20 protein-coding genes are annotated in these 26,914 nt (G+C 39.9%); 7 read left to right on the top strand and 13 right to left on the bottom strand.

Features of this window, described 5'->3' with window-relative positions:
- Positions 1–136: 136 nt before the first annotated feature.
- Positions 137–520, bottom strand: coding sequence for an HU family DNA-binding protein (locus FAZ19_RS01685; RefSeq protein WP_136818864.1), 384 nt, complete (start codon positions 518–520; stop codon positions 137–139).
- Between the two features lie 262 nt (positions 521–782).
- Here FAZ19_RS01685 and FAZ19_RS01680 point away from each other — a divergent pair, with 262 nt between their 5' ends.
- Positions 783–1,712, top strand: a complete 930-nt coding sequence (locus FAZ19_RS01680; protein WP_136818863.1) for a helix-turn-helix transcriptional regulator — start codon at positions 783–785, stop codon at positions 1,710–1,712.
- A 141-nt stretch (positions 1,713–1,853) separates the two neighbouring features.
- Here FAZ19_RS01680 and nagB read toward each other — a convergent pair whose 3' ends face one another.
- Positions 1,854–3,776: a glucosamine-6-phosphate deaminase gene (gene nagB / locus FAZ19_RS01675; RefSeq protein WP_136818862.1), complete on the bottom strand. Its 1,923-nt coding sequence runs from the start codon at positions 3,774–3,776 to the stop codon at positions 1,854–1,856.
- 124 nt (positions 3,777–3,900) lie between these two features.
- Positions 3,901–5,049, bottom strand: coding sequence for a methionine aminotransferase (locus FAZ19_RS01670; RefSeq protein WP_136818861.1), 1,149 nt, complete (start codon positions 5,047–5,049; stop codon positions 3,901–3,903).
- A 33-nt stretch (positions 5,050–5,082) separates the two neighbouring features.
- Here FAZ19_RS01670 and FAZ19_RS01665 point away from each other — a divergent pair, with 33 nt between their 5' ends.
- The gene (locus tag FAZ19_RS01665) at positions 5,083–5,751 is read left to right on the top strand and encodes a TlpA family protein disulfide reductase (protein ID WP_136818860.1); all 669 of its coding nucleotides are present in this window, start codon (positions 5,083–5,085) and stop codon (positions 5,749–5,751) included.
- Between the two features lie 126 nt (positions 5,752–5,877).
- On the opposite strand, the gene radA is transcribed toward FAZ19_RS01665, so the two are convergent.
- Genes radA through xseA form a run of 3 tightly spaced genes read right to left on the bottom strand, consistent with a single transcriptional unit; the run spans position 5,878 to position 8,804 of the window.
- The gene (gene radA, locus FAZ19_RS01660) at positions 5,878–7,257 is read right to left on the bottom strand and encodes a DNA repair protein RadA (RefSeq protein ID WP_136818859.1); all 1,380 of its coding nucleotides are present in this window, start codon (positions 7,255–7,257) and stop codon (positions 5,878–5,880) included.
- Between the two features lie 49 nt (positions 7,258–7,306).
- The gene (gene xseB / locus FAZ19_RS01655; protein ID WP_136818858.1) at positions 7,307–7,543 is read right to left on the bottom strand and encodes an exodeoxyribonuclease VII small subunit; all 237 of its coding nucleotides are present in this window, start codon (positions 7,541–7,543) and stop codon (positions 7,307–7,309) included.
- Entirely contained in the window at positions 7,533–8,804 is a 1,272-nt protein-coding gene (xseA, locus tag FAZ19_RS01650; RefSeq protein ID WP_136818857.1) for an exodeoxyribonuclease VII large subunit, read from the bottom strand. The genes xseB and xseA overlap by 11 nt, the downstream gene beginning before the upstream one ends.
- A gap of 154 nt (positions 8,805–8,958) precedes the next feature.
- On the opposite strand from xseA, the gene FAZ19_RS01645 reads away from it, so the two are divergent.
- Both FAZ19_RS01645 and FAZ19_RS01640 read left to right on the top strand, forming a co-directional pair.
- Positions 8,959–10,698: a serine hydrolase domain-containing protein gene (locus FAZ19_RS01645; protein ID WP_136818856.1), complete on the top strand. Its 1,740-nt coding sequence runs from the start codon at positions 8,959–8,961 to the stop codon at positions 10,696–10,698.
- The gene (locus tag FAZ19_RS01640) at positions 10,699–11,853 is read left to right on the top strand and encodes a dipeptidase (protein ID WP_136818855.1); all 1,155 of its coding nucleotides are present in this window, start codon (positions 10,699–10,701) and stop codon (positions 11,851–11,853) included. It abuts the gene before it with no gap.
- On the opposite strand, the gene FAZ19_RS01635 is transcribed toward FAZ19_RS01640, so the two are convergent.
- Entirely contained in the window at positions 11,847–12,455 is a 609-nt protein-coding gene (locus FAZ19_RS01635; protein ID WP_136818854.1) for a hypothetical protein, read from the bottom strand. The genes FAZ19_RS01640 and FAZ19_RS01635 overlap by 7 nt on opposite strands.
- A complete protein-coding gene (locus FAZ19_RS01630; RefSeq protein ID WP_136818853.1) occupies positions 12,455–12,961 on the bottom strand; it encodes an RNA polymerase sigma factor in 507 nt (168 codons plus the stop codon). The genes FAZ19_RS01635 and FAZ19_RS01630 overlap by 1 nt, the downstream gene beginning before the upstream one ends.
- A gap of 140 nt (positions 12,962–13,101) precedes the next feature.
- Here FAZ19_RS01630 and uvrA point away from each other — a divergent pair, with 140 nt between their 5' ends.
- From uvrA to FAZ19_RS01615, 3 genes are read left to right on the top strand one after another with little or no spacing between them, the layout of a single operon-like run.
- Complete coding sequence (gene uvrA, locus FAZ19_RS01625; RefSeq protein ID WP_136818852.1) at positions 13,102–15,903, top strand: excinuclease ABC subunit UvrA; 2,802 nt, start codon at positions 13,102–13,104, stop codon at positions 15,901–15,903.
- 22 nt (positions 15,904–15,925) lie between these two features.
- A complete protein-coding gene (gene pafA, locus FAZ19_RS01620) occupies positions 15,926–17,569 on the top strand; it encodes an alkaline phosphatase PafA (RefSeq protein WP_136818851.1) in 1,644 nt (547 codons plus the stop codon).
- Positions 17,570–17,620: 51 nt separating this feature from the next.
- Positions 17,621–18,055, top strand: coding sequence for an RrF2 family transcriptional regulator (locus tag FAZ19_RS01615; RefSeq protein WP_136818850.1), 435 nt, complete (start codon positions 17,621–17,623; stop codon positions 18,053–18,055).
- A gap of 45 nt (positions 18,056–18,100) precedes the next feature.
- Here the strand turns inward: FAZ19_RS01615 and FAZ19_RS01610 are convergent, their stop codons facing one another.
- The 5 genes from FAZ19_RS01610 to FAZ19_RS01590 all read right to left on the bottom strand — a co-directional run bounded on the left by FAZ19_RS01610 (position 18,101) and on the right by FAZ19_RS01590 (position 26,446).
- Positions 18,101–19,654, bottom strand: a complete 1,554-nt coding sequence (locus FAZ19_RS01610; RefSeq protein WP_136818849.1) for an Rne/Rng family ribonuclease — start codon at positions 19,652–19,654, stop codon at positions 18,101–18,103.
- A gap of 301 nt (positions 19,655–19,955) precedes the next feature.
- Positions 19,956–20,744, bottom strand: a complete 789-nt coding sequence (locus FAZ19_RS01605) for a tetratricopeptide repeat protein (protein WP_229707308.1) — start codon at positions 20,742–20,744, stop codon at positions 19,956–19,958.
- 63 nt (positions 20,745–20,807) lie between these two features.
- Positions 20,808–21,101: an HU family DNA-binding protein gene (locus tag FAZ19_RS01600; protein WP_136901777.1), complete on the bottom strand. Its 294-nt coding sequence runs from the start codon at positions 21,099–21,101 to the stop codon at positions 20,808–20,810.
- Positions 21,102–21,308: 207 nt separating this feature from the next.
- Positions 21,309–22,361 carry a pyridoxal phosphate-dependent aminotransferase family protein gene (locus tag FAZ19_RS01595; RefSeq protein ID WP_136818847.1) on the bottom strand — a complete coding sequence of 351 codons (1,053 nt, stop codon included), beginning with the start codon at positions 22,359–22,361 and terminating at the stop codon, positions 21,309–21,311.
- A 35-nt stretch (positions 22,362–22,396) separates the two neighbouring features.
- Complete coding sequence (locus tag FAZ19_RS01590) at positions 22,397–26,446, bottom strand: hybrid sensor histidine kinase/response regulator transcription factor (protein WP_136818846.1); 4,050 nt, start codon at positions 26,444–26,446, stop codon at positions 22,397–22,399.
- Positions 26,447–26,914 lie beyond the last annotated feature (468 nt).

The following is a 26,914-nucleotide window of genomic DNA, read 5'->3' as shown; positions in this document are numbered from 1 at the left end:
TCAACTTGTCCACAGATTTTGGAAAGTTTGCGAAGCGTTTTTTTATTTTAACACAGTCGTTTTAGGCTCTTTTGGGGCAAAAAAAAAGTCTGCACCCAATAGATGCAGACTTCGGCCTGTAATTCAAAAAGTTGAACTACTCGGTTTTCTTAAAAGTTAAACCCTGCAGGAGCGTTTTTAGCTGCTTGCCCGGGTGGAAAATCAAACGTGTACGAACGATGTTCGTGGCGTTGACCTCTTCCCTTGTATCGGTGCCGGTGCTGTTCGAACCCAAGTGAAAGGAACCCAGATTACCCAGACGGACAATGTATCCCCGCGAGATGTTGCGCGGGATCTCCCTTAGCAGACTCTGTAGCACAGCATATACATCGACCTCGTTTATAGACGAAGCATGTGAAATATCGGAAGCTAAATCTTCCAGTACGACTTCTCCGGCACTTACCGGACGTGCGTAGAACTTTTTGGGAGCCGTAGGATCTCCCGGTTTGCCGATTTCGGCCACATTGTACTTAATTGCCATAATTACAAAAATTTAAATTAAACACTAAACATTTACGAACTCTTGTTGCAACGGTACAAACATAGTACATCGGTCTGGCGCGGAGGGGGTAAAATTCCGCCAAAATATGGGGCACCCCGAAAAACTTTTTGGCGGAATTTTACCCCTTGAAGTGGAAATTAGTGCGTTTGTAAATGCAAAGCATTTTCATTACGTTTGCATACAGCTTGGAACAAGTCTAAATAACATCTATTAAGACCAGACCATCAATCAAGGTAGTAAGATGACTCCACTAGATAATAACGATTCATTTTCAGAATTTACGACGCCTTTGTTAGCAAACAGCTTCTTCTCTGAGTTGAGCGCTGTTATGCAATATGGCATTTGGAATGGAAGTACTGTATCTGAACTTATACTACCTATATCAGGCTACTTAAATATATTCTGTATCGAAGGACATGCTCCATGTTCTTATGCCGTAGGTAACCGGCAATATTCGGTAGCATGCGATTATACAAACGTCCATCTTGTAACGACAGGACAGCTGCTCGATATTTCTACGATAAAAGAAAATGCAAAAATCATGGCATTCATTATCCCCAAGGAATACCTTGACGTACACCATAATGCGGGGTTACTGCTTTCTTCCGACATCTGGGTAATCCGAACCAACAGCCGTATCGATCTGATCAAGCAACGCGTCGCAGCGCTGTATACCAGTGAAGACCTGCTGAGTAGCATCAAAACCCAAAGCCTATTACTAGAGGCCCTGGCCTTGCAGATGGAAATACTGCTGTCAGAAAATAAAGCTATCGTTAAAGACCAACTGCTGGATAAGGTCATTGAGGCAAAAAAAATCATTCAGGAAGACCTCACCCAAAACCACAGCATAGGCGACCTTGCAAAAATGATAGGTACGAATGAACAGTACCTAAAAAAATATTTCAAGCTGCATGTCGGGAAAACGGTGATGAGCTTTACCCTGGAAACAAAAATGCTGTATGCCAAAAAGCTGATCATGACCGGAAAGCACCGTATATCGGATGTTGCTCGATTAACGGGTTATAAACATGCGACACACTTTACTACTGCTTTTAAAAAATATTTTGGCTTTATTCCGAATTCATTAAAATATGCATTCTTAATATTCCACGAAACCATCCTATCTGTTTTGGGATTCGAAAGCTTAGCATTCTCCGTTGTTTTTGTATAATAATAACGAGAACATATCCCTTTTAGTCATATCGAATAGTGTGGATTTGGCCTCGATAGATAAAAACTATTCTCGGATGAAATTATAAAAAAGAGCTACCTAATTTAAAGTAGCTCTCTTCCTTTTTGAGAAAAAAAAATTTTAATCAAATTTCCAACGTACAAATGCTTCGATCGCTTCGTAATTGGCAAGACCCAACTTATGGTATAGGCTTGCGGTATCGCTGGTGCGGTCTTCGGCACGCACCCAGAATTCACGTGGATCATCACCCGGGAAAACCGGAAGATCTTTTTGTGACTGGTGTTTGAATATGGCTAAACGTTTGCGTTTTACCTCTTGTGGCGAAAGTGGTACAGCCATCTCTATTTCATGAATTGGATATTCATGCCATGCACCACGGTACAACCACAACCAACAGTCTTTCGTCCATTCATCGGTCTTCGATAAGCGGTGTAAGGCTTCAAATAATATATCGAAACATACTTTATGTGTTCCATGTGGATCAGCAAAATCACCGGCAGCAAAAACTTGGTGTGGTTTTACCTTGCGAAGCAATTCTATGGTTTGCTGAATATCATCTTCGTAAGATACCTCTTTTGAAAATTTACCTCTATCATAGAATGGAAGCGCCTGAAAATGTATATTTTCGTCAGGAAGCCCTACAAACCGAGCCCCCGCAATGGCTTCTCCTTTACGGATATATGCTTTCGTGATACGAATGATTTCGGGATCAACCTGGTTTGGTTGCTTTGTTTTAAAAAATTCTCTCGCTTCTTCGTACACTTTACGCGTAGTACCGTTATCATCGGCAATGGCATGTGCAAAATCCATAACAAATTCCAGGTAACGCAATACATCATCATCCCACACGGCTGTATTACCGGAAGTCTGATAAGCAACATGAACATTATGTCCTTGATCGGCTAAGCGGATGAAGGTACCTCCCATCGAGATCACATCATCATCTGGATGTGGTGAGAACAACAATACATTCTTACGTGCGGGTTCGGCACGCTCTGGACGGCTACTATCATCCACATTCGGCTTACCTCCGGGCCATCCTGTAATGGTACGTTGTAATTCATTGAAAATACGAATATTGATATTATAAGCTGGTCCTTGTTCAGTTACGAGCTGTGCCATACCGTGATTATTATAGTCATCATCGGTGAGCTTTAGGATGGCTTTGTCCAAGTGTAATGACAGCCATACAACGGCTTTTTTTGCTAGCGTTTCCGTCCAGATTACATCTTCAGCCAACCAAGGTAGATCAAAGCGTGTCAGCAAGGACGCCGCATCTTGATCTAAAATAAATTCTACATGATCGGATAATTGTAGATAAGTGGCCGGAATATCGGAAGAAATATCTCCTTCTATGGCTTTTTTCACTATCTCTGCCTTCTTCTCGTTCCATGCCATCAAAATAATTTCTTTGGCTTTGAAAATAGTACCCACACCCATGGTAATCGCTTTGGTCGGTACATTTTCCTTACCTCCGAAATCACGGGATGCATCTCTTCGCGTCAAATCATCTAACGTAACAAGACGTGTGCCTGAATTGGGCGCAGATCCTGGTTCATTAAAACCGATGTGACCTGTACGTCCGATACCGAGAATCTGAATATCTAATCCGCCAAAAGAAGATATTTTTCGCTCATATCCTTCACAGAACGCGGGCACTTCTTCCAATGTCAGCGTTCCATCGGGAATATTGATATTTTCTTTTGGAATGTCGATGTGATCAAATAACTGTTTGTCCATAAACTGAACATAACTTTGATCGGCTGTCGGCTGCATTGGATAGTATTCATCCAAGTTAAAAGTCACTACATTTTTAAAACTCAACCCTTCTTCTTTGTGAAGACGAATCAGCTCTTTGTAGACTTTGATCGGCGTCGCCCCTGTGGCTAAACCCAATACAGCGATTTCACCCTTTTCTTGCTTTTCTTTGATAATGGTAGCAATACGTCTTGCAACATCTAATGAGGCAGCATCTTGATCTGGATATACCTTTACAGGTACTTTTTCAAAACGAGTTTCCTCTAACAAATTTAATCTTGCCATTGATAAGGAATAATAATTTAGAACGTGAATAACAAATTTAGAAATAAAAACCTCGTTTTATCAATAAACTCTTATTTTTTTTGCGGTTTCTTGCGTTTTTCGTCTCCGCAACCGTTTGTCTATCTTATAATTCTTTTAGATGCTGAATTGCAGAAACTAACGTTTCCTCTTTTTTAGCAAAGCAGATTCGCAAGAGCTGCTGATTATAGGCTTTGGAATAAAATGCGGAAACCGGAACCATCGCGACTTTGTGTTCTTTGGTGATATATTGGGCAAAAGATAACTCGTCTTGATCGCTGATATTGGAGTAGTCTACTAACAGAAAATATGTACCTTGGCTGGGCAAAATATTAAATCTGGTTTCTTGTAACCCGATCACTAAGAGATCTCTCTTTTTTTCGAAGAAGGACGATAGATTCAAATACCTTTCTTGCTGACCCAAATAGCGCGCAACGGCATATTGCATCGGCGTATTCGAAGAAAACACATTGAACTGATGAATTTTTCTGAATTCGATGGTGAGCAATGGGGGCGCAATGATATAGCCTAATTTCCATCCTGTGGTGTGCAGCAGCTTACCGAAAGAAGCTACTAGGAACGATTTATCCCGTAAACCAGGATATTGAATCACACTTTGATGAACCCGTCCATCATATATAATATGTTCATACACCTCATCACTCAATACATAGATATTCTGGTTGGCTATAAGCCGTTCTAAAGCGACTAAATCTTCTTGTTTCAGTACGGTTGCTGTTGGATTATTCGGATTATTGATGATAATAAGCCTTGTTTTATCTGAAATCAAATTTTCTACTTCATCCCAATCAATCTGAAATGCAGGAGCCTGTAAGCGAACCGGAATTACTTTTCCGCCAAAGACTTCCACACTGGGTTTATACGAATCGTACGCGGGTTCGAAAATGATCACGTCGTCTCCGGGGTGCACCACGGTACCTATCGCCGTAAAAAGTGCTTGTGTACCTCCTGAGGTGATGGTAATTTCGGTTTCTGGATTTACTTGTACACGGTACAGGTATTCCAGTTTATTGGCAATGGCCTGTCGAAGTTCCATTATTCCGGGCATCGGTGCATATTGATTAAACCCCTGGTGCATATATTCAGTCACAAGGTTGATCAATTCTGGGTCGGCCGGAAAATCAGGAAATCCCTGTGATAAATTAACGGCACCATGCGCATTGGAAAGGGCTGTCATCTGTGAAAAGATACTCACAGTGGTTTCGGGAAGCTTGGAAGAGAAGGAGTTGTTCATAGATATGTTTATCTTTACATAAATTTTAATGACATGATTAGATTACTATTATCCCTATTGCTAATGATTCCGGTTCTTTTATTTGCCCAGTCAAAAGAGGAACTCGTGGCACAAATAAAAGATAAACCAACCGAAATTGCAACAATCCGCTTAATTCAACGGGCAGGAGGGTATGATCCAGATTATAAGGAGTTAAAGGTGCTGTTTAAAGGTTTAGATAAAAAGGTAAGAAAATCCACTGAAGGTAAAATCTTCGAACGTTATTTGGATGCGCTAAAGAAGAGTTCGGTTGGAAAAAAGGCGCCGGGCATTACGCAGCTAGATTTACATGGCGAACCGTATTCGCTACAAGATCTGAAAGGTAAGTATGTATTGGTGGACTTTTGGGCTTCATGGTGTCCTCCTTGTCGGGCAGAGAACCCCAATCTAGTCGCTACATATGCCGAATTCAAAGACAAAAATTTCGAGATATTGGGTGTTTCGCTGGATAGAGAATTCGAACCGTGGAAAAAGGCAATCGAAGACGATAAGCTGACTTGGAAACATATTTCAGATCTGCAGTATTGGAACAGCGGAGCTGCACAGACTTATGGTATTAAAGCAATTCCGCAGAATGTGCTGGTGAATCCTGAAGGAATTATCATCGCGAAGAACATTCATGGAGAGGCGCTAAAAAATAAGCTAAGGGAGGTGTTGAAATAGGACTGGGTTAAAGATTAAGGATGAAGCAGCAAAGACTAAGGACAACATGACCTTAAAGACTGCCGCGTCGTACCTCCTGGCAGTGACGAGATCGAAATCAGATTAAACAGCAAGGGCAACAAATCACTACCCGAATAAGGCACTGAATAGATTCTCTAACGTAGCCATTGGACGGACAGCTATATCATACTTTTTGACATCCAATCCTTTTACATTGTATTTGGAAATAAATATACCGTCAAAACCTAGTTTTTCGGCTTCGGCTATACGCTGTTCTATACGGTTAACAGCTCGGATTTCTCCGGATAAACCAACCTCACCTGCAAATGTGACATTGGTTGGCAACGGTATGTCCTGCTGAGAAGATATCAGAGCCGCTATAACGGCCAAATCTATTGCGGGATCTTCTACCCGAATGCCTCCGGCTATATTTAAAAATACATCCTGCGCACTTAACCGAAATCCAAATCGCTTTTCCAACACCGCCAACAGCATACTCAATCGCTTCGCATCAAAGCCTGTAGTGGTACGCTGTGGTGTTCCAAACGCAGAATTACTTACCAAGGCCTGTACTTCGATCATCAACGGCCTGATGCCCTCCAACATTGCCGCAATGGCTACGCCGCTAACCGGTTCTTCCCGTTGAGACATCATAATTTCGGATGGATTGGATACTTCGCGCAATCCAGACCCCTGCATTTCATAAATGCCCAGTTCAGAAGAAGATCCAAAACGATTTTTTACAGAACGGAGGATCCGATACACATGATGACGGTCTCCTTCAAATTGCAGCACCGTATCGACCATATGTTCTAACACTTTTGGCCCTGCAATAGCACCATCTTTGGTAATATGCCCTACAATAAATACAGGTGTACTAGTTTCTTTGGCAAAGCGTAACAATTCTGCTGTACATTCACGAACCTGGGAGACTGAACCGGGTGCCGATTCGATCTGTGCCGAATGCAGTGTCTGAATAGAGTCAATAACAATAATATTAGGCTCAATAATCTCAATCTGCTTGAATATATTCTGGGTAGAGGTCTCTGTGAGAATATAGCAATTAGCTTTGGAATGCTGTACCAACCGCTCGGCCCGCATTTTTATCTGTTGCTCACTTTCCTCTCCCGATATATATAGGGTTTTGACCTGCGGTATATTTAACGCGAGCTGTAGCATCAACGTGGATTTACCGATACCGGGTTCTCCTCCGATCAGTACGAGCGACCCCGGGACTATACCCCCTCCCAGCACCCGATTGAATTCTTTATCAGGCGTGGCCAGCCGATGTTCGTCCTGGTAAACGATTTCATGTATGATCGCAGCTTTATTAGCTCTTTTGGAAGAGGCGGACGTACTTCGCCACTCCGGTACTTTGGAATTGGATTTTTCAACAACTTCTTCTACAAAAGAATTCCATTGTTTGCAAGAAGGGCACTGTCCAAGCCATTTTGCGGATTCATAGCCACAGGATTGACAGAAGTAAGCTGATTTTGATTTTGCCATCGTACGAAAATACTAAAAAATGAAGCGCTTTAAGGATAAAACTTAAACACTACCCTTCTTCCGGCGGTTCGGAATCCGATTGCGGAAGCTCTTCGGTAAGTTCTGCTAATAGCTTGTCTACTTCTGCTTCTGTGGCAGTGAGTTTCGTTTTGCATACCGCAATTAATTGAGAGGCCCGTTTTATTCTTTCGGAAAGTTCGTCTACATTGACTTTCCCTGTTTCTATTTCAGCCACGATGATTTGCAGCTCCTCAAAAGCGTCTGTATAGGTATAACTATTGGCCATGATCTCCTTCTTTATGTGTAACTGTGCCGGTGATTTTTCCGTCTATAAAAATAGTTTCGATTCGATCACCCATTTGTAATTGGCTGATATGGGTGACAATTTTTCCATTCATTCGGGTAATACTAAACCCTCTTTTTAATAATTGTGTAGGATCGGCTAATTTAACGAGTCGATCGAGATGTTCGAGGCTCGTCTGCTTCTCCCTTAAAAATTGATCACTAAAGAATTGCAAACGCTGTGTAAGTATGAGTACCCCATGTTTTTCAGAAGCAATTTTATTTTTACTGCTCCAACTAATCTGTTGCATCGAATGTGCAATTGCATTTCGCTCCCGTAAAAAATGCTGTTTGGAAAAATAAACGAGTTTCTCCTGGGATTGATCCAACGGGATCGCGAAGTTGTGAAATTTTTGGATTAAAAAATCAGCTAGCTCGCTGGGTGTTATTGCATTTTTATACGCGACCATTTCACTTACCGTTTCATTTGTCGAATGACCGATACCTGTTAATACAGGTAATGGGAATATCGCAATGGCTTTGGCAAGTAAGTAATTGTTGTAGCTGGACAGACCGACTTCGCCCCCTCCTCCCCGGATAATGGCAACCGCATCATATTTATCCGTGCACTCGGCTAACAGACTGAGCTGTTTGATAATAGAAGGAATTGATTTATCTCCTTGTAAGAGCGCTGGATATAAGGTTGTTTCGAAGCGATATCCCCAGGGATTGTTATTAATGATTTTGTAAAAATCGGATAGGCCTTTACTCGTCTCGACAGAAATAATAGCCAAGCGCTTGGGAACTGCTGGAAAGGGTAGCTTTTTATTGGTATCGAAAATACCTTCTTGCTGTAGCTTCAGGATACTTTCCTTTTTCTCGCGCTCGAGTTCTCCCAATACAAATGTGGGATCAATATCGACGATTCGAAGGCTTAAGCCATACATGGGATCGTACGAGATGCCGGCTTGAAATAGCATGGTAATGCCATCCCGCAATGGCTCGTTAAGCAGCTTGATAAACTGTTGATTGATGCGTTGAAAATCGGTTTTCCAAAGGATTGAGCGTATTTCAGCAACTATTTTTCCGTCTTTCTTTTCAACCAATTCAGGATAGCAATGTCCGGAGTGTGAATAATGGTTCAATTTATTCATTTCGGCTTTGATCCAATACAAATTCTTATAGCGGTCCGCAATTGTTTTCTGAATACTGCGTGTTACCTCTAATAAAGAAAAAATGGTTTTGCTGTCAACAACCTCCGGCATAACCAAACTTAGCTAAAATGGGTTGAATTTACAAACCAAACGAAATAACTGATGGACTCCTCTGAAATAGATACTAAGACGAGAGATTATAAGAAGCAAAAAACATGCGGTTTTATGCGCTTTTATTACTAAATTTACTTCAAGAAACGAAATTATGAAAACAACAAGTCCTTTATCTCTACTACTCACACTGGTCAGTATCTTTGTAAGCACTGTAGACCTGTCTGCGCAATACAAACAAACAATCGTAAATAGAACTACATTGGTACAGAATAGTGGAAATATTATTCCCCTTCAGCGTCTAGACAAGCTAAAAATAGCTGTGGTAACTCCAGTAAAGGGAAAATATATTCCATTCGTGGAACAGGTACAAAAATATGCCGAGGTAAGTGTTTTCGACTTTAACATGTACGAAGAGAACACCAAATATTTTAATACAATCATTGTAGCTGCCACAGAAAGGGAGCTAAGGAGTGATCTCGCGGCACTATTGCAACAGTCTGCAGTAAATAGAAAGCACGTGATCTTGTCTCTATTTAAGGAATCTGCTCCGCTGGAGAACCCATGGACCTCTCCTGCCTCCCAATCGGGATTTACCAAACTTGTATCTCCGGGTATCGATGCCACATCTCAGCGAAATGCGGCGATGTCCCTTTTTGGCGGTTTGGCTCTCACCGAAGGGAAATTGAAAACGGAACAAACCCGCATTCAGTATGCAGCAGGAGAAAGTTCGGGATTGGATATTTCGAAGATGACAACCAGAATAGATGCCATAGCAAAAGAAGCGATTAGCAAGCATGCTGCTCCGGGACTGGTTGTAATGGCCCTAAAAAGTGGGCAGGTTATTTTTGAGAAAGCTTATGGCTCACATACTTATGAAAGTAAGCAAGCAACGGCTGTTGACGATATTTTTGATCTGGCATCTATAAGCAAAATTGCAGGTACCACGCCCGTCGTTATGACATTGCAGGAACAGGGCATTATTCATCTGGATAGTACAATTGGACATTACTTGGGCCAGGCCAAAACGACGAACAAAGCAGACATCACGACACGATCGGTACTGCTGCACGAGGCGGGTTTTACGCCTTTTATCCCTTTCTACCGTAATTTAAAACCGGGCGATCTGCAATCGTATGAAGATTCTGACCATCAGGTCAAAGTAGCCGATAATGCCTTCCTGAAAAATAATTATTACCAGAATGTGATGTGGCCTGAGATGCTTAATTCAGCCGTGAAGCCCACTGGAAATTATGTATATTCGGATATCAGCATGTATGTGATGAAAGAAATTGCAGAACACGAAACGAGTACCCCGATGGAAGAATTCGTACAGGATTTCTTATATAAACCTATCGGGATGAAAACTGCTGGCTATACCCCAAGAACCCGCTTTGATAAATCGCGCATCGTTCCCACCCAGCATGATACGGCTTTTCGTAAAGTGCTGTTGCAGGGCTATGTCCATGATGAAGGAGCTGCCATGGCGGGAGGTGTAGCGGGTCATGCAGGGTTGTTTGCCACGGCCAATGATCTGGCAATATATGGTCAGTTGTTGTTAAATCGGGGAGAATATGGCGGGGTTCGTTATTTCAAACCCGAAACGGTAGATTTGTTTACTTCCAATCAATCGCAATCTAGTCGTAGGGGATTGGGTTTTGACAGAGCTGATCCGGATCTGAAAAAGGAATATCCTTCCAAATTGGCGAACTCTTCTGTCTACGGTCATACCGGTTATACCGGAACTTGTATATGGATCGATCCAAAACATCAATTGGTGTATATATTTCTTTCTAATCGGGTACATCCGCAGGTGACGGGAAAACTATATGAACTAAACATCCGAAGTCGCATTCAGGATGTTATTTATGAAACAATTAACGAAGAAAAATAAATGAAGAAGTGGTTTTGTATGGGGTTGATACTCACGAGCTATAGTTTACAGGCACAAGATTTCAAAACCATCCATCGTGATTTAATCGTGGTCGACGGGCATAACGATGTGATTATAGAATCTATATTACCGGGTCATGATATAAGCAATCGTCTTACTACGGGACATACAGACATTCCGCGATTGATAGAAGGGGGTGTTGATGTACAATTTTTCGCAGTGTGGTCCGATGATAAAAAGTGGCAAACCAACGCTTTCAAGCACGCTAATGACCAACTGGATGCCCTCAAAAAGGTATTGAGTAAAAATCCGGATAAAATTGTATTAGCAAAATATACAGCAGATATTGATCGTATTATCGGCGAAGGTAAGATTGCCGCTGTAATTGGTATAGAGGGTGGAAATATGATTGAGGAGAGCATCGCCAATTTAGAAAAATTGTATGAGCGGGGCGCTCGCTACCTTACCCTCACCTGGAATTATAATCTACCTTGGGCTACAGCTGCAGCGGTAGAAGTGTTAACAAAATCAGACAAGGGCAAGGGACTCTCGGAACATGGGGAACGTATCATCCGTAGAATGAATGAGCTCGGTATGATGATCGACCTATCGCATGCGGGTGAGAAGACGTTTTATGATGTTATGCGTATTTCGACTAAACCCGTATTGGTATCACATAGCAATGCGGCGGCCCTTACACCGCATTCACGGAATTTGGACGATAAGCAACTTGAAGCTTTGAAGCAAAATGGTGGAGTGGTAGGGGTTAACTTCTATTCTGGTTTTTTAGATGTTACGTACGAAGATCGGGTACAAAAATTGTATCAAACACATTTTGGCGAACAAGGAGATTATACGCTTTCCGTAACCCGACAATACGGGAAGTTACCAACTAATTTACAACATGAAGCCAATGCTTCCTTGTCAACCTTGTTAGACCATATCGACTATTTGGTCCGTAAGGTGGGCATAGACCACGTCGCGATTGGTTCTGATTTTGACGGAATTGAATCTCCACCTCAAGGACTGGAAGATGTTTCCAAGTTCCCAAATCTTACGAAGGCGTTATTCGAACGAGGATACTCCCAAGATGACATCGCGAAGATCATGGGGCTTAACTTCTTGAGGATATGGAAAGAGAATGAAAATCAGTGATCCAGTTGAATGAGCTCTTTGTAATTTTTATGGAGCTTCTTCGTAAGCCGTATATACAGGAGGTAATAAAACAATGCAATTAGCGAGAAAAGAATTGCCGCCAAAACGAGCATAATACCAATAAATAAGCTATATTCGACCCAAGTTGGTGCGCCATCGCGTACCGTGGTATCTGCGATATTATGCCAGCCATCCCACATACCCTGTATAAACTCGACCGTAATAACAAAAAAATTGACATAGATATACTGTTGTACTAATTTCCGGGTGGCAATAATATCCTCCGTTAATTTTTTTGTGTTCTTTTCGGCTTTGATATTTTTATACTTTTTAAAGAAAAGTATAATGAAAATCAAAAGGACTACATAATAAAACACATATACGACATCTTCCCAAAGGGCATTGGGGCCCTCTCGCCAATATTTTCGGGAGAGGTAATTGAGTAGGATTCCGGCTGAGAACTCCAGACAACTGATTGCAAAAATCCATTTTACAATAGAAGAAGAACTCTTATGAAGCATTTCTCTGATTTCCTCCCGATTGATCTTCGGGAAATTATTGTCTTTATTCCAGTGCTGTTTTAACACATCTAATTCATCCATTATGCACCTCCTTTTGTACTTAGCATGTTCTTCAATTTTGTTTTGATGCGGTTCATCTTTACCCGGGCATTTACCTCACTGATTCCTAATGTTTCGGAAATCTCCGCATAGTCTTTATCCTCCAGATACATGTATACCAAAGCCTTCTCTATATCGTTAAGCTCCTGCACTGCCCGATACAACGACCGTAATTGTTCTTCTTGCCTGGTATCGTACTCTTCGTACCGAATATTGTGAAGCGAATTATCCCACTGTACGGTCGGAACATTACGTTTTTTATTTCGGTAAAGAGAAATGGCAGTATTTAAGGCAACCCGATAAGCCCAGGTTGTAAACTTGGAATCACCTCTAAACGATGGATAGGACTTCCATAATTGTATTGTCATCTCTTGAAACAAATCTTTATGCGAATTCATATCACCTGTATATAATTTACAGATTTTATGAAGGATGTTTTGATGCTCCTCCAGTTGATTGATAAATTCTGCTTCGAGATTGGAATACATAATATACTATATGTCGAAGGTAAGAAGATATTGTTACATCGAAATGGCATGTAATGCAATAATTTACGTATTATACAATCGCAAGATATACCGATCCCTTAAATTGCATATCAGACACAATTTATCTAGCTTTGTGGGCTATGCAAAAAAAAGCAGAAAACAACGTACGATCATATATTCAAATAAAAGGCGCTCGTGTCAATAACCTGAAAAATATTGATGTCGATATTCCAAAAAATAAACTTGTAGTCATTACAGGAATGTCAGGCTCTGGAAAGTCTTCCTTAGCATTTGACACCCTATACGCAGAAGGCCAAAGGCGTTACGTCGAAAGCCTTTCCTCTTATGCGCGTCAATTCATGGGGCGTATGAATAAACCCGAGGTAGACTATATCAAAGGCATCGCCCCGGCTATCGCCATTGAGCAGAAAGTTATTACAAGCAATCCACGTTCTACGGTAGGTACTTCGACAGAAATATACGATTACTTAAAATTACTCTTTGCACGGATAGGTAAGACATTTTCTCCTATTTCCGGGAGAGAAGTGACAAAGGATACCGTTTCATCCATTGTAGATACGCTTATAAGTTATCCTATCGACAGTACACTTACGATCTTAAGTCCACTTATCCCATTAAATGAACGAAAACTGAAAGAAGAACTTTCATTGCTACTCCAAAAAGGATTTATACGTATAGTTTTTAAAGGGGAGATGCAGAAGATTGAGTCTCTACTTGAAGATAAGGGCGTACCAAATAAACAGGTTAAAGATGGTGAGGTAGAGATTGTGATAGACCGTATCCGATTGGATAAAGAAGATGACACGATCCACCGCATAGCGGATTCCGTGCAAACGGCCTTCTTTGAAGGAAAGGGTTCCTGTGCTATTGAAATTGATGGTAAGCGCCTTTCCTTCTCCGATAAATTTGAGCTAGATGGAATCACTTTCGAAATCCCCACAGCCAATTTCTTTAGCTTTAACAATCCCTTTGGCGCATGCCGCAGATGCGAAGGATACGGCAAAATTATTGGCATCGATCCCGATCTAGTTATCCCTGATAAAAGTAAATCGGTATATGATGGTGCCATCGCTCCTTGGCGAGGCGAAAAAATGGGGATTTGGTTAGAAAAATTAGTCCGAACTGCTATCAAGTTCGACTTCCCTATTCATCGGGCCTATGGCGATCTAACAGCCGATCAACAAAATCTATTGTGGACAGGAAATAGTTATTTTAGTGGGCTGGATCTGTTTTTTAAAGAACTAGAAGAACAGACCTATAAAATACAATATCGCGTCATGCTATCACGCTACCGGGGGAAAACAGATTGTCCGGAGTGCAAAGGTACCCGCCTACGTAAAGATGCTTCTTTTGTGAAGGTAGAAGGTAAATCGATCATCGATATCGTTCTGATGCCAATAGACAAAGCTCTTGAGTTTTTTCAAGATCTAACTCTCGCGGAAAATGAACAGATTATTGCAAAGAGACTACTCGCAGAGATACTGAACAGGATCCAATTTTTGTGCGATGTTGGTCTGCGTTATTTGACGTTAAACCGGCTGAGCAATACGTTGTCGGGCGGGGAATCCCAACGTATTAATCTGGCCACCTCTCTGGGCAGTTCGCTTGTAGGTTCCATCTATGTCCTAGATGAACCCAGCATAGGCCTTCATCCCCGTGATACGCAAAAGCTGATCAGTGTGCTTAAATCTCTTCGTGATGTAGGTAATACCGTGATTGTGGTAGAACATGAACAAGAAATGATGGAAGCAGCAGATTACTTAATTGATATCGGTCCAGAGGCGGGAATCAACGGCGGAGAGCTGATCTTTGCTGGAGATTATCCTCAAATACTAAAAGATAAACATTCCCTTACCGGAAAATATTTAAGTGGCAAATTAAATATCCCTATTCCTAAAAGTCGTCGCAAATGGACGGATGCTATTCGGGTCAAAGGTGCACGAGAGAATAACTTAAAAGGTATAGACGTGGACTTTCCCCTAAATGTATTCACCGTAGTGACGGGCGTTTCGGGATCTGGGAAAACCTCTCTCGTAAAACGTATTCTTTTCCCCGCATTGCAAAAAGCGATTGGAAATTATTCCGGCGAACAAACTGGCATTTTTGATGCACTTGAAGGCGACTTTGAACAAATTGAGCAGGTAGAAATGGTAGATCAAAATCCAATAGGACGATCCTCTCGATCTAACCCAGTGACCTATGTAAAAGCCTGGGATGAAATCCGCGCCCTCTATTCAAATCTTCCCGCAGCTAAAGCTAATGGATTAAAACCTTCAGCCTTCTCGTTCAACGTGGAAGGTGGCCGTTGTGATGTATGCCAAGGGGATGGCGAAGTAAAAATAGAGATGCAATTCATGGCAGACATTGTATTGCCCTGCGAGGCCTGCGACGGAAAACGTTTTAAACAGCACGTTCTGGATGTACAATATAAAGAAAAATCGGTAGCTGCTATCTTAGACTTAAGCGTTGAGGAAGCACTTTCCTTTTTTGGAGATCAACCAAAAATTATGGCCAAATTACAGCCATTACAAAATGTAGGCTTAGGGTATGTCAAACTGGGCCAATCATCGAGTACCCTTTCAGGTGGCGAAGCGCAACGGATTAAGCTAGCATCATTCCTTATTAAAGGCAACAATCAAAAGAAAACACTGTTTATTTTTGACGAGCCCACCACAGGCTTACACTTCCACGACATTGAAAAACTATTAAAATCGTTCGATCAATTGATTGCTTTGGGTAATAGTATATTGGTTATTGAGCATAATATGGATATGATCAAGTCCGCAGATTGGGTGATCGACATTGGGCCTGAGGGAGGTGACAAAGGAGGAAATGTCGTATGTGTAGGCACACCTGAAAAACTAGCAGATTGTAAAGAATCTTTTACCGGACAATTTCTGATAAGCCATTTAAAAGCCTAACTTGGCATAATACAAATTTCCTATGAAAAAGCTTTGTTTTGTATTACTGTTCTTGCATCTAGCAATCTGTTCTGTTTCAAGTGCACAGGTCAAACGCCCTAAACTTGTTGTTGGACTTATGGTAGACCAAATGCGTTGGGATTACCTCTATCGTTTTGCCGACCGATATGGAGACAAAGGATTCAAAAGAATTTTGAAAGAAGGTTTCTCCTGTGAAAATACGATCATCAACTATATTCCTACCTACACAGCAATTGGACACAGCTCAGTATACACAGGATCTGTTCCGTCGATACATGGTATTTCGGGTAATGACTGGATTATACAGGCTACTGGCCAACAGATGTATTGTACACAGGATGACAATGTAAAGGGTGTAGGTACAATAGAAAAGGAAGGCCAACAGTCGCCACGAAATCTATTGGCGTCGACAATCACAGATCAGTTAAAATTAGCGACTAATTTTAAATCAAAGGTAATCGGTATCTCGATAAAAGACAGAGGAGGTATTTTACCTGCGGGTCATTTTGCAGATGCCGCCTATTGGTTTGAAAGTAAGTCAGGAGACTGGATTTCGAGCACATTTTATATGGAGGAGCTCCCAAAGTGGGTGACTGCCTTCAACAACGAAAAGTTAGCAGATAGATATCTAAAGCAGGATTGGACTACACTCTATCCCATCGAAAGTTATCAAACAAATAGTATAGAAGACGACAATATATACGAGGGAAAATGGGCTGGCGAACGTACTTCTGGTTTTCCGCGAAAAACCTCCGAGCTGATGAAAGATGCAGGCTTGGAGATGATAAAAACAACACCTCAAGGCAATACATTTACGTTAGACTTTGCAAAAAAGGCTATTGAAAATGAAAATTTAGGAGCTAATCCAAGTAAGAATACAGATTTTTTATGTGTTAGCCTTTCCGCAACAGACTATGTCGGGCACCGCTATTCCCTTTCCGCCGTAGAAATCGAGGACACCTACCTACGACTGGATCAAGATATCGCCGATTTTCTAAGTTATTTAGACAAAACAGTAGGTAAAGGAAATTACACATTCTTTCTAACGGCGGATCATGCAGCCTCTTACAATCCTCTATATTTCACGGATCAAAAAGGTAGCGGCGGATATTTATTCTCGCGTCAAATCTTACGTGATCTAAATGCTGAACTGGAGGCAGAATTTGGCGCCAATAAGATGGTCAATAGTTTGTTGAACTACCAGGTACATCTTAATTATACACTCATTGATTCGCTAAGACTGGATGCAAATCTAGTAAAGAAAGTCATTATCAAAAATTTAAAGAAAGTGGATGGAATAGCATACGTGGTCGACATGGAAGATGGAGAAAACATGTTCATACCGGCTCCACTTCGGGAAAAGATAATCAACGGATATCATCGCAAAAGAAGCGGTGCAATTCAACTAATCACCGAACCGCAATGGTATTCAGGAACACCTAGAGGTACAGGTACAACTCATGGTGTCTGGTCACCGTATGACTCCCACATCCCCTTGATATTCATGGGCTGGGGAATTAAACCCGGCGTAAGCAACAAAGAGATACATATTGTAGACATTGCACCGACACTATCCGCTCTATTACATATTATGGAACCCAATGGAAATATCGGAAAGCCGATCACAGAAGTACTCGGGCAATAATTTTTTTTAGCGCTTTAAATTATGTATTTTTGACGGTTAAGAGGAATTATTATGCTTTCTAAGAAAACTAAATACGCTATAAAAGCCCTGATGGTACTAGGTCGAAACTACGGTCAGGAGCCGATACAGATTATAAAAATTGCAGAAGAAGAACGTATTCCCAAAAAGTTCTTAGAGCAAATTCTTTTAGAAATGAGAAATGCTGGAATTTTATATTCCAAGAAAGGCGCAGGCGGCGGATACAGCTTAAATAAAGCCCCTGAAGACATCTTTTTATCGCAAGTGATGCGTTTGATTGATGGCCCCATCGCATTGCTGCCTTGCGTGAGCCTCAATTTCTATCGCTCTTGCGAAGAATGCGTTGAAGAGCATGCTTGTGGTATTAGAGACACCTTTGTAGAGGTGCGGAATGCGATGCTTCAGATATTAAACGACACTAGTATCGCCAATTTAATCAATAAAGAAAAAGAGCTTAATCTAGGCTAAAAAAAAGGGAATTCAAAATTTGAATTCCCTTTTTCAATCTCTTTATTATAACTTTATTTCCTCTTCTTTTGCATTAAAGAAATGAAACTCTGTTAAGTAATACGACTGTATAGACTTTACCTTTATCCATTTGCCGTATTTAAAAAACCATTTGATTCTTCTTGAGATAAAACCCGACTTAATGTAGGCGTCGATATAAGGATGTACACATAAGGTAATACCTTTTTCGTTTTGCTCTTCGAGAATAAAACTCAAATTATTTTCTATATCATCAAACAACACGATGCTTGATCTTATTTCTCCTGTACCATCACAAGCTGGACATTTTTCGCTTGTTACGATGCTCATTTCGGGTCGTACACGCTGACGCGTTATCTGTACGAGACCAAACTTACTTGGAGGAAGAATGGTATGTCGAGCTCTATCCTCATTCATACATTCTTTCAGGAACGTATACAACTCTTTCCGATTCGGCGCTTTGTGCATGTCGATAAAGTCGATAACGACTATACCTCCCATATCACGCAATCGCAATTGTCTTGCGATCTCTTTTGCTGCCTCTTTGTTTACTAAAAGTGCATTATCTTCCTGGTTTTCTTTATTCGCAATGCGGTTACCACTATTTACATCGATGACATGCAAGGCTTCAGTATGTTCAATAACCAAATATGCACCTCCCTGTAAATTAACCGTCTTGCCGAAAGACGCCTTAATTTGTTTTTCAACACCATAGTGATCAAAAATAGGTTCTTTATGTTTATAAAGCTTAACTATCTTTTCCAGTTCTGGTGAAATTTCCTGAATGTATGATTTTGTTTCTTCATAAATAACAGGATCATTAACATATATATTTGTAAACTCATCCGTTAAAAGATCGCGTACAATGGTAGAAGCTCTATCCATTTCACCCAATATTTTTTGCGGTGGTTCTACAGTTTTAAGGCGCTTAGTAAACAGTTCCCATTTAGAAATCAAATCTAGAAGATCCTTTTGAAGTTCATCAACTCCTTTACCTTCCGACACTGTACGTATGATGACTCCAAAATTTGCAGTTTTAATACTTTCTACAATTTTTTTCAATCTACTTCGCTCAGCGCTGGCTTTGATTTTTTTTGAAATAGAAACCGAACTTGAAAACGGTACCAACACTACAAATCGTCCTGCAATGGACAGGTCCGAACTTAAGCGCGGGCCTTTTGTAGATATAGGTTCTTTGGCTATCTGTACCGGTAAAATCATGTTTCGGGATAAAATATCCGAAATTTTTCCTGCCTTATCGATATCCTTTTCAAGTTTCAAACTATTGAGCAGTTTCTCTTGATAACTGCCATTCTTTACTATTCGAGTCAGTTTAAGCAACGATTGCACCTGAGGTCCCAAGTCCAGATAATGCAAGAACGCATCTTTTTCGTAACCTACATCTACGAATGCCGCATTCAAGCCAGGCATAATTTTTTTTATGCGTCCAAGATATATATCTCCAACAGCAAAATTACTTCCCGCTTGTTCTCGATTGAGCTCAACAAGTTGCTTGTCCTGTAGTAAAGCAATAGTAACTCCTTTTTCAGGAGTTGAATCGATAATTAATTCCTTTACCAACAGCTACTAAAATTATGGGAGATAATGCCTCGCGCACTATTCAAATCCCTTATGAAACATAAAACTCGCTTAATGAAAAATACAATCTATGCTAAAACAAGCTGCTTTGTCATAGATTGTACCATGTCTTGAAGGTTTAAAACTTCATTTGACTATTAGCAACAAGAAGTTATTTTTTCTTGTGTCTATTTTTTCTTAAACGTTTTTTACGCTTGTGAGTAGCCATTTTGTGTCTTTTTCTTTTTTTTCCGCTTGGCATAGCTTTAATGTTTTTAAAAATGATGTAAATAAATTCTGTTAATTATTTGCTCAATGCTTCGATCTGACGATCAATGTATTGAGAGAGAGTTGGATCTGCTGCCATTTCCTTACTTTTCTGAAACGCAGTAATAGCCTCTGTCTTCAACCCAATTTTTTCATATCCTGTCGCTAAGTAAAAATATGACTCCGCATCAGGCTGCATTTCTACTACAGTTTTGAAGCGCTCAATAGCTTTATCATACTGTTGTGATTGTAATGAAAACAAACCCAACGTTCTATTCGCTTCGATATTCTTTGGCTCCGTTTTAACCACTTCCTGGAGTAATGCGATACCTGACATAGGATTATTAGACCCTGTCACCAAAGCTGCCCCAAGGCCGGTTTTTGCAGATAAACTGTTTGCGTCTAATTCCAATGACTTTTCATACGATTGAATAGCCAACTGATTTAAAGCTGTCGCCATCACCGTATCTTGCAAATTAGTATACGCTGCCCGGTAAGAATCACCTGCTTTCAACCAATAGTCAAATTTAGGTGCAATCTTAGCCATTTCGGTGTAAATAAATCCCTGAGGAGCATCCTTTGCTACATCATCCCACTTATTTGCCAGTTCTTGCAATAATGAAATTTTCTCTTCCCCAGTAGCTTCTTCCACTTTATCCTCTATCTCGGCGATATCCTGGGCGAGTGAAGAATTGATACTCTGCTTCGCAATATCCGAAACATTTTTCAAATTATACATGGATTCGGTAGAATTCGAAGACGCAGTTGTTGTTTCCTTCTCTCCGTCGACCAAGCCTTTAATAGGACGTGCTAATAGAACACCCATTAAGGTGACTATAAACACAATGACTACTATTTGTTTGGCATTAAGCATGGGACGAATTTACGCTTATTTTTTTGCTTTATTTCCAGTTTTCACTTTTTCAACAAAAACTTTTGCTGGTTTAAAACTTGGAACGAAATGTTCGGGGATGATAATTGCTGTGTTTTTGGAAATATTACGTGCTGTTTTTTCAGCTCTCTTTTTTACCACAAAACTTCCAAAACCTCTAACATAAACATTTTCTCCTCCAATCATTGCATTTTTAACAACTTTGAAGAACGCCTCTACTGTCTCTTGAACGTCTACCTTCTCTAAACCCGTCTTGGTAGAGATTTCCGCAATAATTTCTGCTTTAGTCATATCTATTTATACTGTAATTATTTATTCTCGCTCATCCCATCATTTGGGGATGCAAAAGTATCTTTTTTAAATGAGCTTTGAAAATATTTTTCTCTATTTTTAATACTGAAAATTTTCATTCTCAAACATTTAACTTTTTTACCAATGCGTGGACCCCTCAAAAATGTCTGCAAAGTTACTATTATTTTACTGACTGTCAAACATTTATTACAACTTCGCTTTTACGGTAGCAGCAATGTGACGGAAATCCGCCTCCTCATGCAAAGCCGAGATTACTATGCGGTTCAATAGCGGACTTGTTAAAAAAGGATACGGAAAGCTAGAGATCAAGACGTTGCTCTCCAATAAATAGTTGAATAAACTGGAATCTACCGAGGTAAATACCGGGAAATGAGGAATGCTTTTGAAAGATAAACTCGCAAATAGTTGCTGAGCCGCAGAAATGTTATTGTGTAATTTATCAAATGCTTCTTCATAAATAGCCTCTCCATTTATAAGCGCATACAAGCCTGCAGGGGACGGGGGCGACGCTCCCCCAAAAATAGGATGCTTCAGCAAATTGTCTATACATTCCTTACTACCAAGAACTACACCTGCATCGGTCCCCATTCCCTTGGCTAAGGAAGCTACAACTACCAATTTCAGATTAGGCTGATTTGCAAGATCCATGTTTATCGAAATACTATTTTTCTTCAAAACACCGATGCCGTGTGAATCATCCAAAACAAATATCACTTTCTTACGCACATCTAGGGCTTTAAAACCTGAAAAATCATATAACATAGGTGTTAAGTTATCAAGCGCGTTGGATACCACGACAAATTCGTCTTTTTTAGAATGGTTAATATAGTTGACTGTTTTAACTACCCAATCATCAAAATTGCCCTCTGCGTTCGATTCACCGTCAACCCACAGCGCAGGATGCGTACCGGGCGCATAAATTAGTTCTCCGTACTTGCTAAAGACTTTTACTGCCAATTGCGCAGCCAAATAGCCACTTGAAAGTAGGATCGCATCTTCAAACCCAAAACGTAATGCAGTATGGTTCTCTGCTTCATCATATATTCCCAGCTGAATATTATTATTTCTAGAAGTCCCATTGTTGAGCCCATATCTGTCTATCCCTTCTTTGTAGAGTGTGATATAATCCGAATTGTCGAGTAACCCTAAATAGGCTGTACCGCCAAAAAAAAGATACGCTCTTCCATCTTCTTGAATAAAGCGGCCAGTAGGCTGATTTAAATATTGTAAATTTTTCATGAACACGAATCTAGACAAATGTACGTAACGGTATTTTATGTCTCTTTTTTTAACTTTTTTATATAATCTGTTGGATTCATACCAAATTCATCTTTAAAGCACTGTCTAAAATAAGGTAAACTATTAAAGCCAACCATATAACAGACCTCAGAAACGGTATATCTACCCGTTAGAAAAAATTTTTCAGCTTGGCTTATCCGAACCTTCCGAATAAATTCATTAATAGTCATTCCCGTCAGTGCCTTTATTTTCCGATATAAAGTAGAATGGCTCATGAACAATTCGGTTGCGATAAAATCCACGTCAAGACTATCTGTCTGTATGCTACCTTCAATTATTAATCTTATTTTTTCCAGAAACTCTCTGTCAATTTGATTTAGGGATGCGTGCAGAACGTTAGATTTAAGGTTCTCATTTTTGGTTAGATCCAGCAAGAGCTTTTTTCTCGATTCGAATATGTTAAGGATTCTGCTTTTCAATAATCTAGCACTAAACGGCTTAGCAATAAAGGAATCAGCACCCATTTCATAGCCTTCGATCCGACTTTCTGTAGTATCTTTTGCCGTCAAAAGAATGATCGGAATGTGACTCGTACGCACGTCTTCTTTAAGTTTTTTCATCAATGAAATACCATCCAAATATGGCATCATGATATCACTAATTATAAGATCAGGAATTAACGCATATGCCTTTTCCAGACCTTCATTTCCATGCAACGCATGATGTACAGTGTAGCGATCGGATAACGAATCGACGATATACGCATTAATATCTTCATGATCTTCAATTACCAGTATAATTTCGCGAGAATCCACCTCCTCTTGGGACTGTGCCTTTTCATCAACACCCTTAAATTCCTCATCCGTTAACATAAGCGCATGCGGATAACGATTATCTGCATCTATCGTAAATCTAAACACGGATCCTTTACCCAACATACTTTCCACCGTTATTTCACCTTGGTGTAACTGTATCAACTTACGAACTAAAGCTAAGCCAAGACCGGTTCCTGTCTTCATATTGCCTTTTTCCTGAAAGTAACTGTCAAAAATTTGAGGAAGTGCATCAGCATGTATCCCTCTTCCCGTATCGGCAACCTCAATTTCAACGAGATTAGATTCTTTACTTCTGTTATGCCTGAGAGTAAGACATATTTTTCCTTCTGATGTATATTTAGCCGCATTAGAAATCAAGTTTTCTAGCACAGTAGTCATGATATCGGGATCATAATGAAGATTGTACTCATCCTTCTCTACATATAGTTCGAAAGACAGCTTTTCATTTTGATTTAAGGCCCTGTATTTCAGAAAAATCTCTTCCACAAGCATGGCCAAATTATCCTTCTTGATATATAGATCTTTATTTTCCGTATCTGCTTTTCGAAACTCCAAAATTTGGTTTATCAATTTAAGTAACCTATTTGCGCTTTTATGAATAGTGGTTATTTTAGAAAAATAAACACTAGAGTCTCCCATTTGCAGTTTTAGGTCTTCTAACGGCCCCAAAATAAGAGTTAATGGTGTCCGTAATTCATGTGTTATATTTGTAAAAAAGCTTAGACGTTCTTGATGAAGCTTCAGTTCATTTTGATTATTCTGCTTTTCCAGGACTAAAGAATTTTCTAGCTCAAGTCTACGCTTGTAAAAGCGTAGCACGAAGAACAGCAACCCCATGAAACTAAACACGTAGACTACCTTTGCCCACCATGTTAACCATAGCGGAGGTCCAATCTCGATATCCAGCACGCTAACATCGTTTCTCCATTCTTGGTTTCTAATCCGAGATCTAATCATCAGAGTATAGCTTCCATGTGGAATATTACGGAAAGTGATCGTGTTTTGTTCACCACAGTTATACCACACCTCTTTTAATCCTTTTAACATGTAACTGTATTCCACTCTTTGATGGAGCGAATAATCAAGAATATTGAAGGAAACTTCAAAAGTACTTTGATCGTGATCCAACAACATTTTTTGCGTTATTGGTAGATACTGTATATTTCCTGATGGTTCCAATGCACTATCGTAGATAGCAAAATCTGTAATAATGGTCTGTGGCAAATTAATTTTTATAGGTATTTTCGTAGGATCGAAATAACAAACACCACCTTTCGACCCAAAATAGATTTTATTATCTCTCCCCTTAGCAACCGACCCACTCATAAAATCACCCAGAGGCACGCCTTCGCGACGATCGTAGTTAAAGATTTTACTATCGTTTACTCGAAGAAAGCTTATTCCACGCGTAGTGCTCACCCAGATATTTCCCTCCCCATCTTCTGTGATACCGCGAATATGGCTGTCCGCCAAACCATCTTTTTCCGTAAAAGAAGAAAAACGAAAGTTTTGCTTTTCCTCTGTGAAACAGACTAGTCCCTCGGCGGTCCCCACCCAAACCTTGCCTCTTCGGTCTCCATAAATGTAATTGACCATATTAGACGGTAAATTTTTATTCGTATCAAAGTCATGCAATAGTTGCATATCCGAATTATAGATAGCAAGCCCTCCTCCAAAAAAACCAACCCAAATTCGACCCAACGCATCGTGATACAAACTACGAACAAGATTTTCCTTCAAGTATATGTTTTCCTTCGTATAGAACTTTACCCGCTTTTTACTTCGATTCAAAACATGGATACCACTGCTACTGCCTACCCATATATAGCCATCCTTATCTTCCGAAAAGCACCTTACATTAGTCACGCTTGCTAACGGTAAAGCTGTTAACCTACTTTTTTTAGTGTCATAGACATTTACACCTCCTTCAAAAGTACCGAACCATAAATCGTTTCTCGAATCTCTAAAAGCAGCTAGAACCGCGTTATCCGTTAAGTTAGAATTTGCTGTATTTAGTGCTTTTATTTTTAGGTCTTCTCTAAAAACGTCAATTCCACCACCATCCGTTCCAACCCAGATTTGACCATCTTTATCCGAACAGATTCCCCATGCGGTTTTGTTGCTGAGACGGTTTTCAATCGTGGGTATGGGGCTATAACTCCACTTGTTAAAAAAGGACGATGTATGACTAATAAAATTAATTCCACCTCCATAAGTACCTATCCAAATATTATCAAACGAATCTTGAAAGATCCTACGTATAGTTTGATTCGATAATGTGTAAACTGCATCCCCCTGACTTATATTACGAAATTCTGTCTGCTCCGGAGATGAAAACATATTTGTTTTGATATCAAGTATACTTACCCCTCCATTCTCAGTGCCTATGCATAAGTCCTCGTTACGCAATTGCGTAATTGAAAGTACATGGTCAGCTATCAATGACCGTTGATTACCCGGCGCATGCTTAAAAGTTCTGAAGCGCTGCGTGGACGGATCGAACAAGGCTAGCCCGCTGTCTGTTCCTACCCACACATTACCACTTTTATCTATATAGACTACATTTACGACATTTCCCGGGAGGCTATTGGGATTAGCCGGATCATTTCTATAATTTTTTACCGTCTTTCTATCCCCGGAAATTACACTCATGCCTTGCGACACATGACCTAAATATACCGTTCCTTTTTCATCTTCTACAATAGACCAAATACTATTGCTTATTAAGCCTGGTAAAGTACTTCTATTATAATGAGTGAATTTCTGGCTTTTCTTGTCGAAATATTCAAAGCCGCCATAATATGTAGCTATCCATAAATTCCCGTCATTAGCATTGACAATATCTGTAATATCATTGGTAATAATACTATTGGGATCATTGGGGTTATTTTTGTAATGTTTGAACGTTTCAGTACGACAATCAAAAACATTAAGGCCATTGCGCTGTGTTGCAGTCCAAATCTTGTCGTCGTACTTGTCTGCATATACGGTATTCAACTCATTCCCGCTGATACTTCTAAGAGGTGTTAAAAGATCATTTTTTTTATAGATTCTGAATTTTTTTCCGTCGAATCTGTTCAATCCCGATTCGGTGGAAAACCATAAAAAGCCCTGTTTATCCTGTGTAATCCCCATGATGTAATTGTTCGACAAACCAGATTCTAATCCAATTTTTTGAATTTCCAGTTTCTGAGCACATATTCGCACTACCAAAGACAGGGTAAAAACAACAAATAATATTCGTTTCAAATATAAGGGCTTTATATTGGCAAATGTTAACCTCGCAAAAGTAAGAATAACAACGTAAAAGTAAGTAATATGATACGACGCTTCTTATCAAATTTTGGACATGATTTTTTCTTAATGACCAGCCTCATAACCGATAAAACATACAAATCGCTCGAATTCCTCCTCTATATTGAACGATTTATATACCTATTTTGATTAATTTAAGATGGGTACTTCGACCCCTTGTTTTATAATTTTACATTGCTAAATAACCATATTAAGTAAACCAAAAAAATTAAGATATGATAAATCTCTTTGTATGAAAATGTTTCTATTGATTTAACAAGATCAATTAGTAAAGTTACAAACTTTAGCATCAAGTGTAATAAACGTTACTATAACATGTATACTGACTTACTGAGGTGCGGACCACGTTAAAAAACCAAATAAACACTCATTTTAAACGCTTAAACTAATTTTATGAGAAAC

The sequence above is a fragment of the Sphingobacterium alkalisoli genome (assembly GCF_005049105.1).
In the GTDB taxonomy this organism is placed as follows: Bacteria; Bacteroidota; Bacteroidia; order Sphingobacteriales; family Sphingobacteriaceae; genus Sphingobacterium; species Sphingobacterium alkalisoli.
This window is presented reverse-complemented; position numbering and strand designations above follow the sequence as displayed.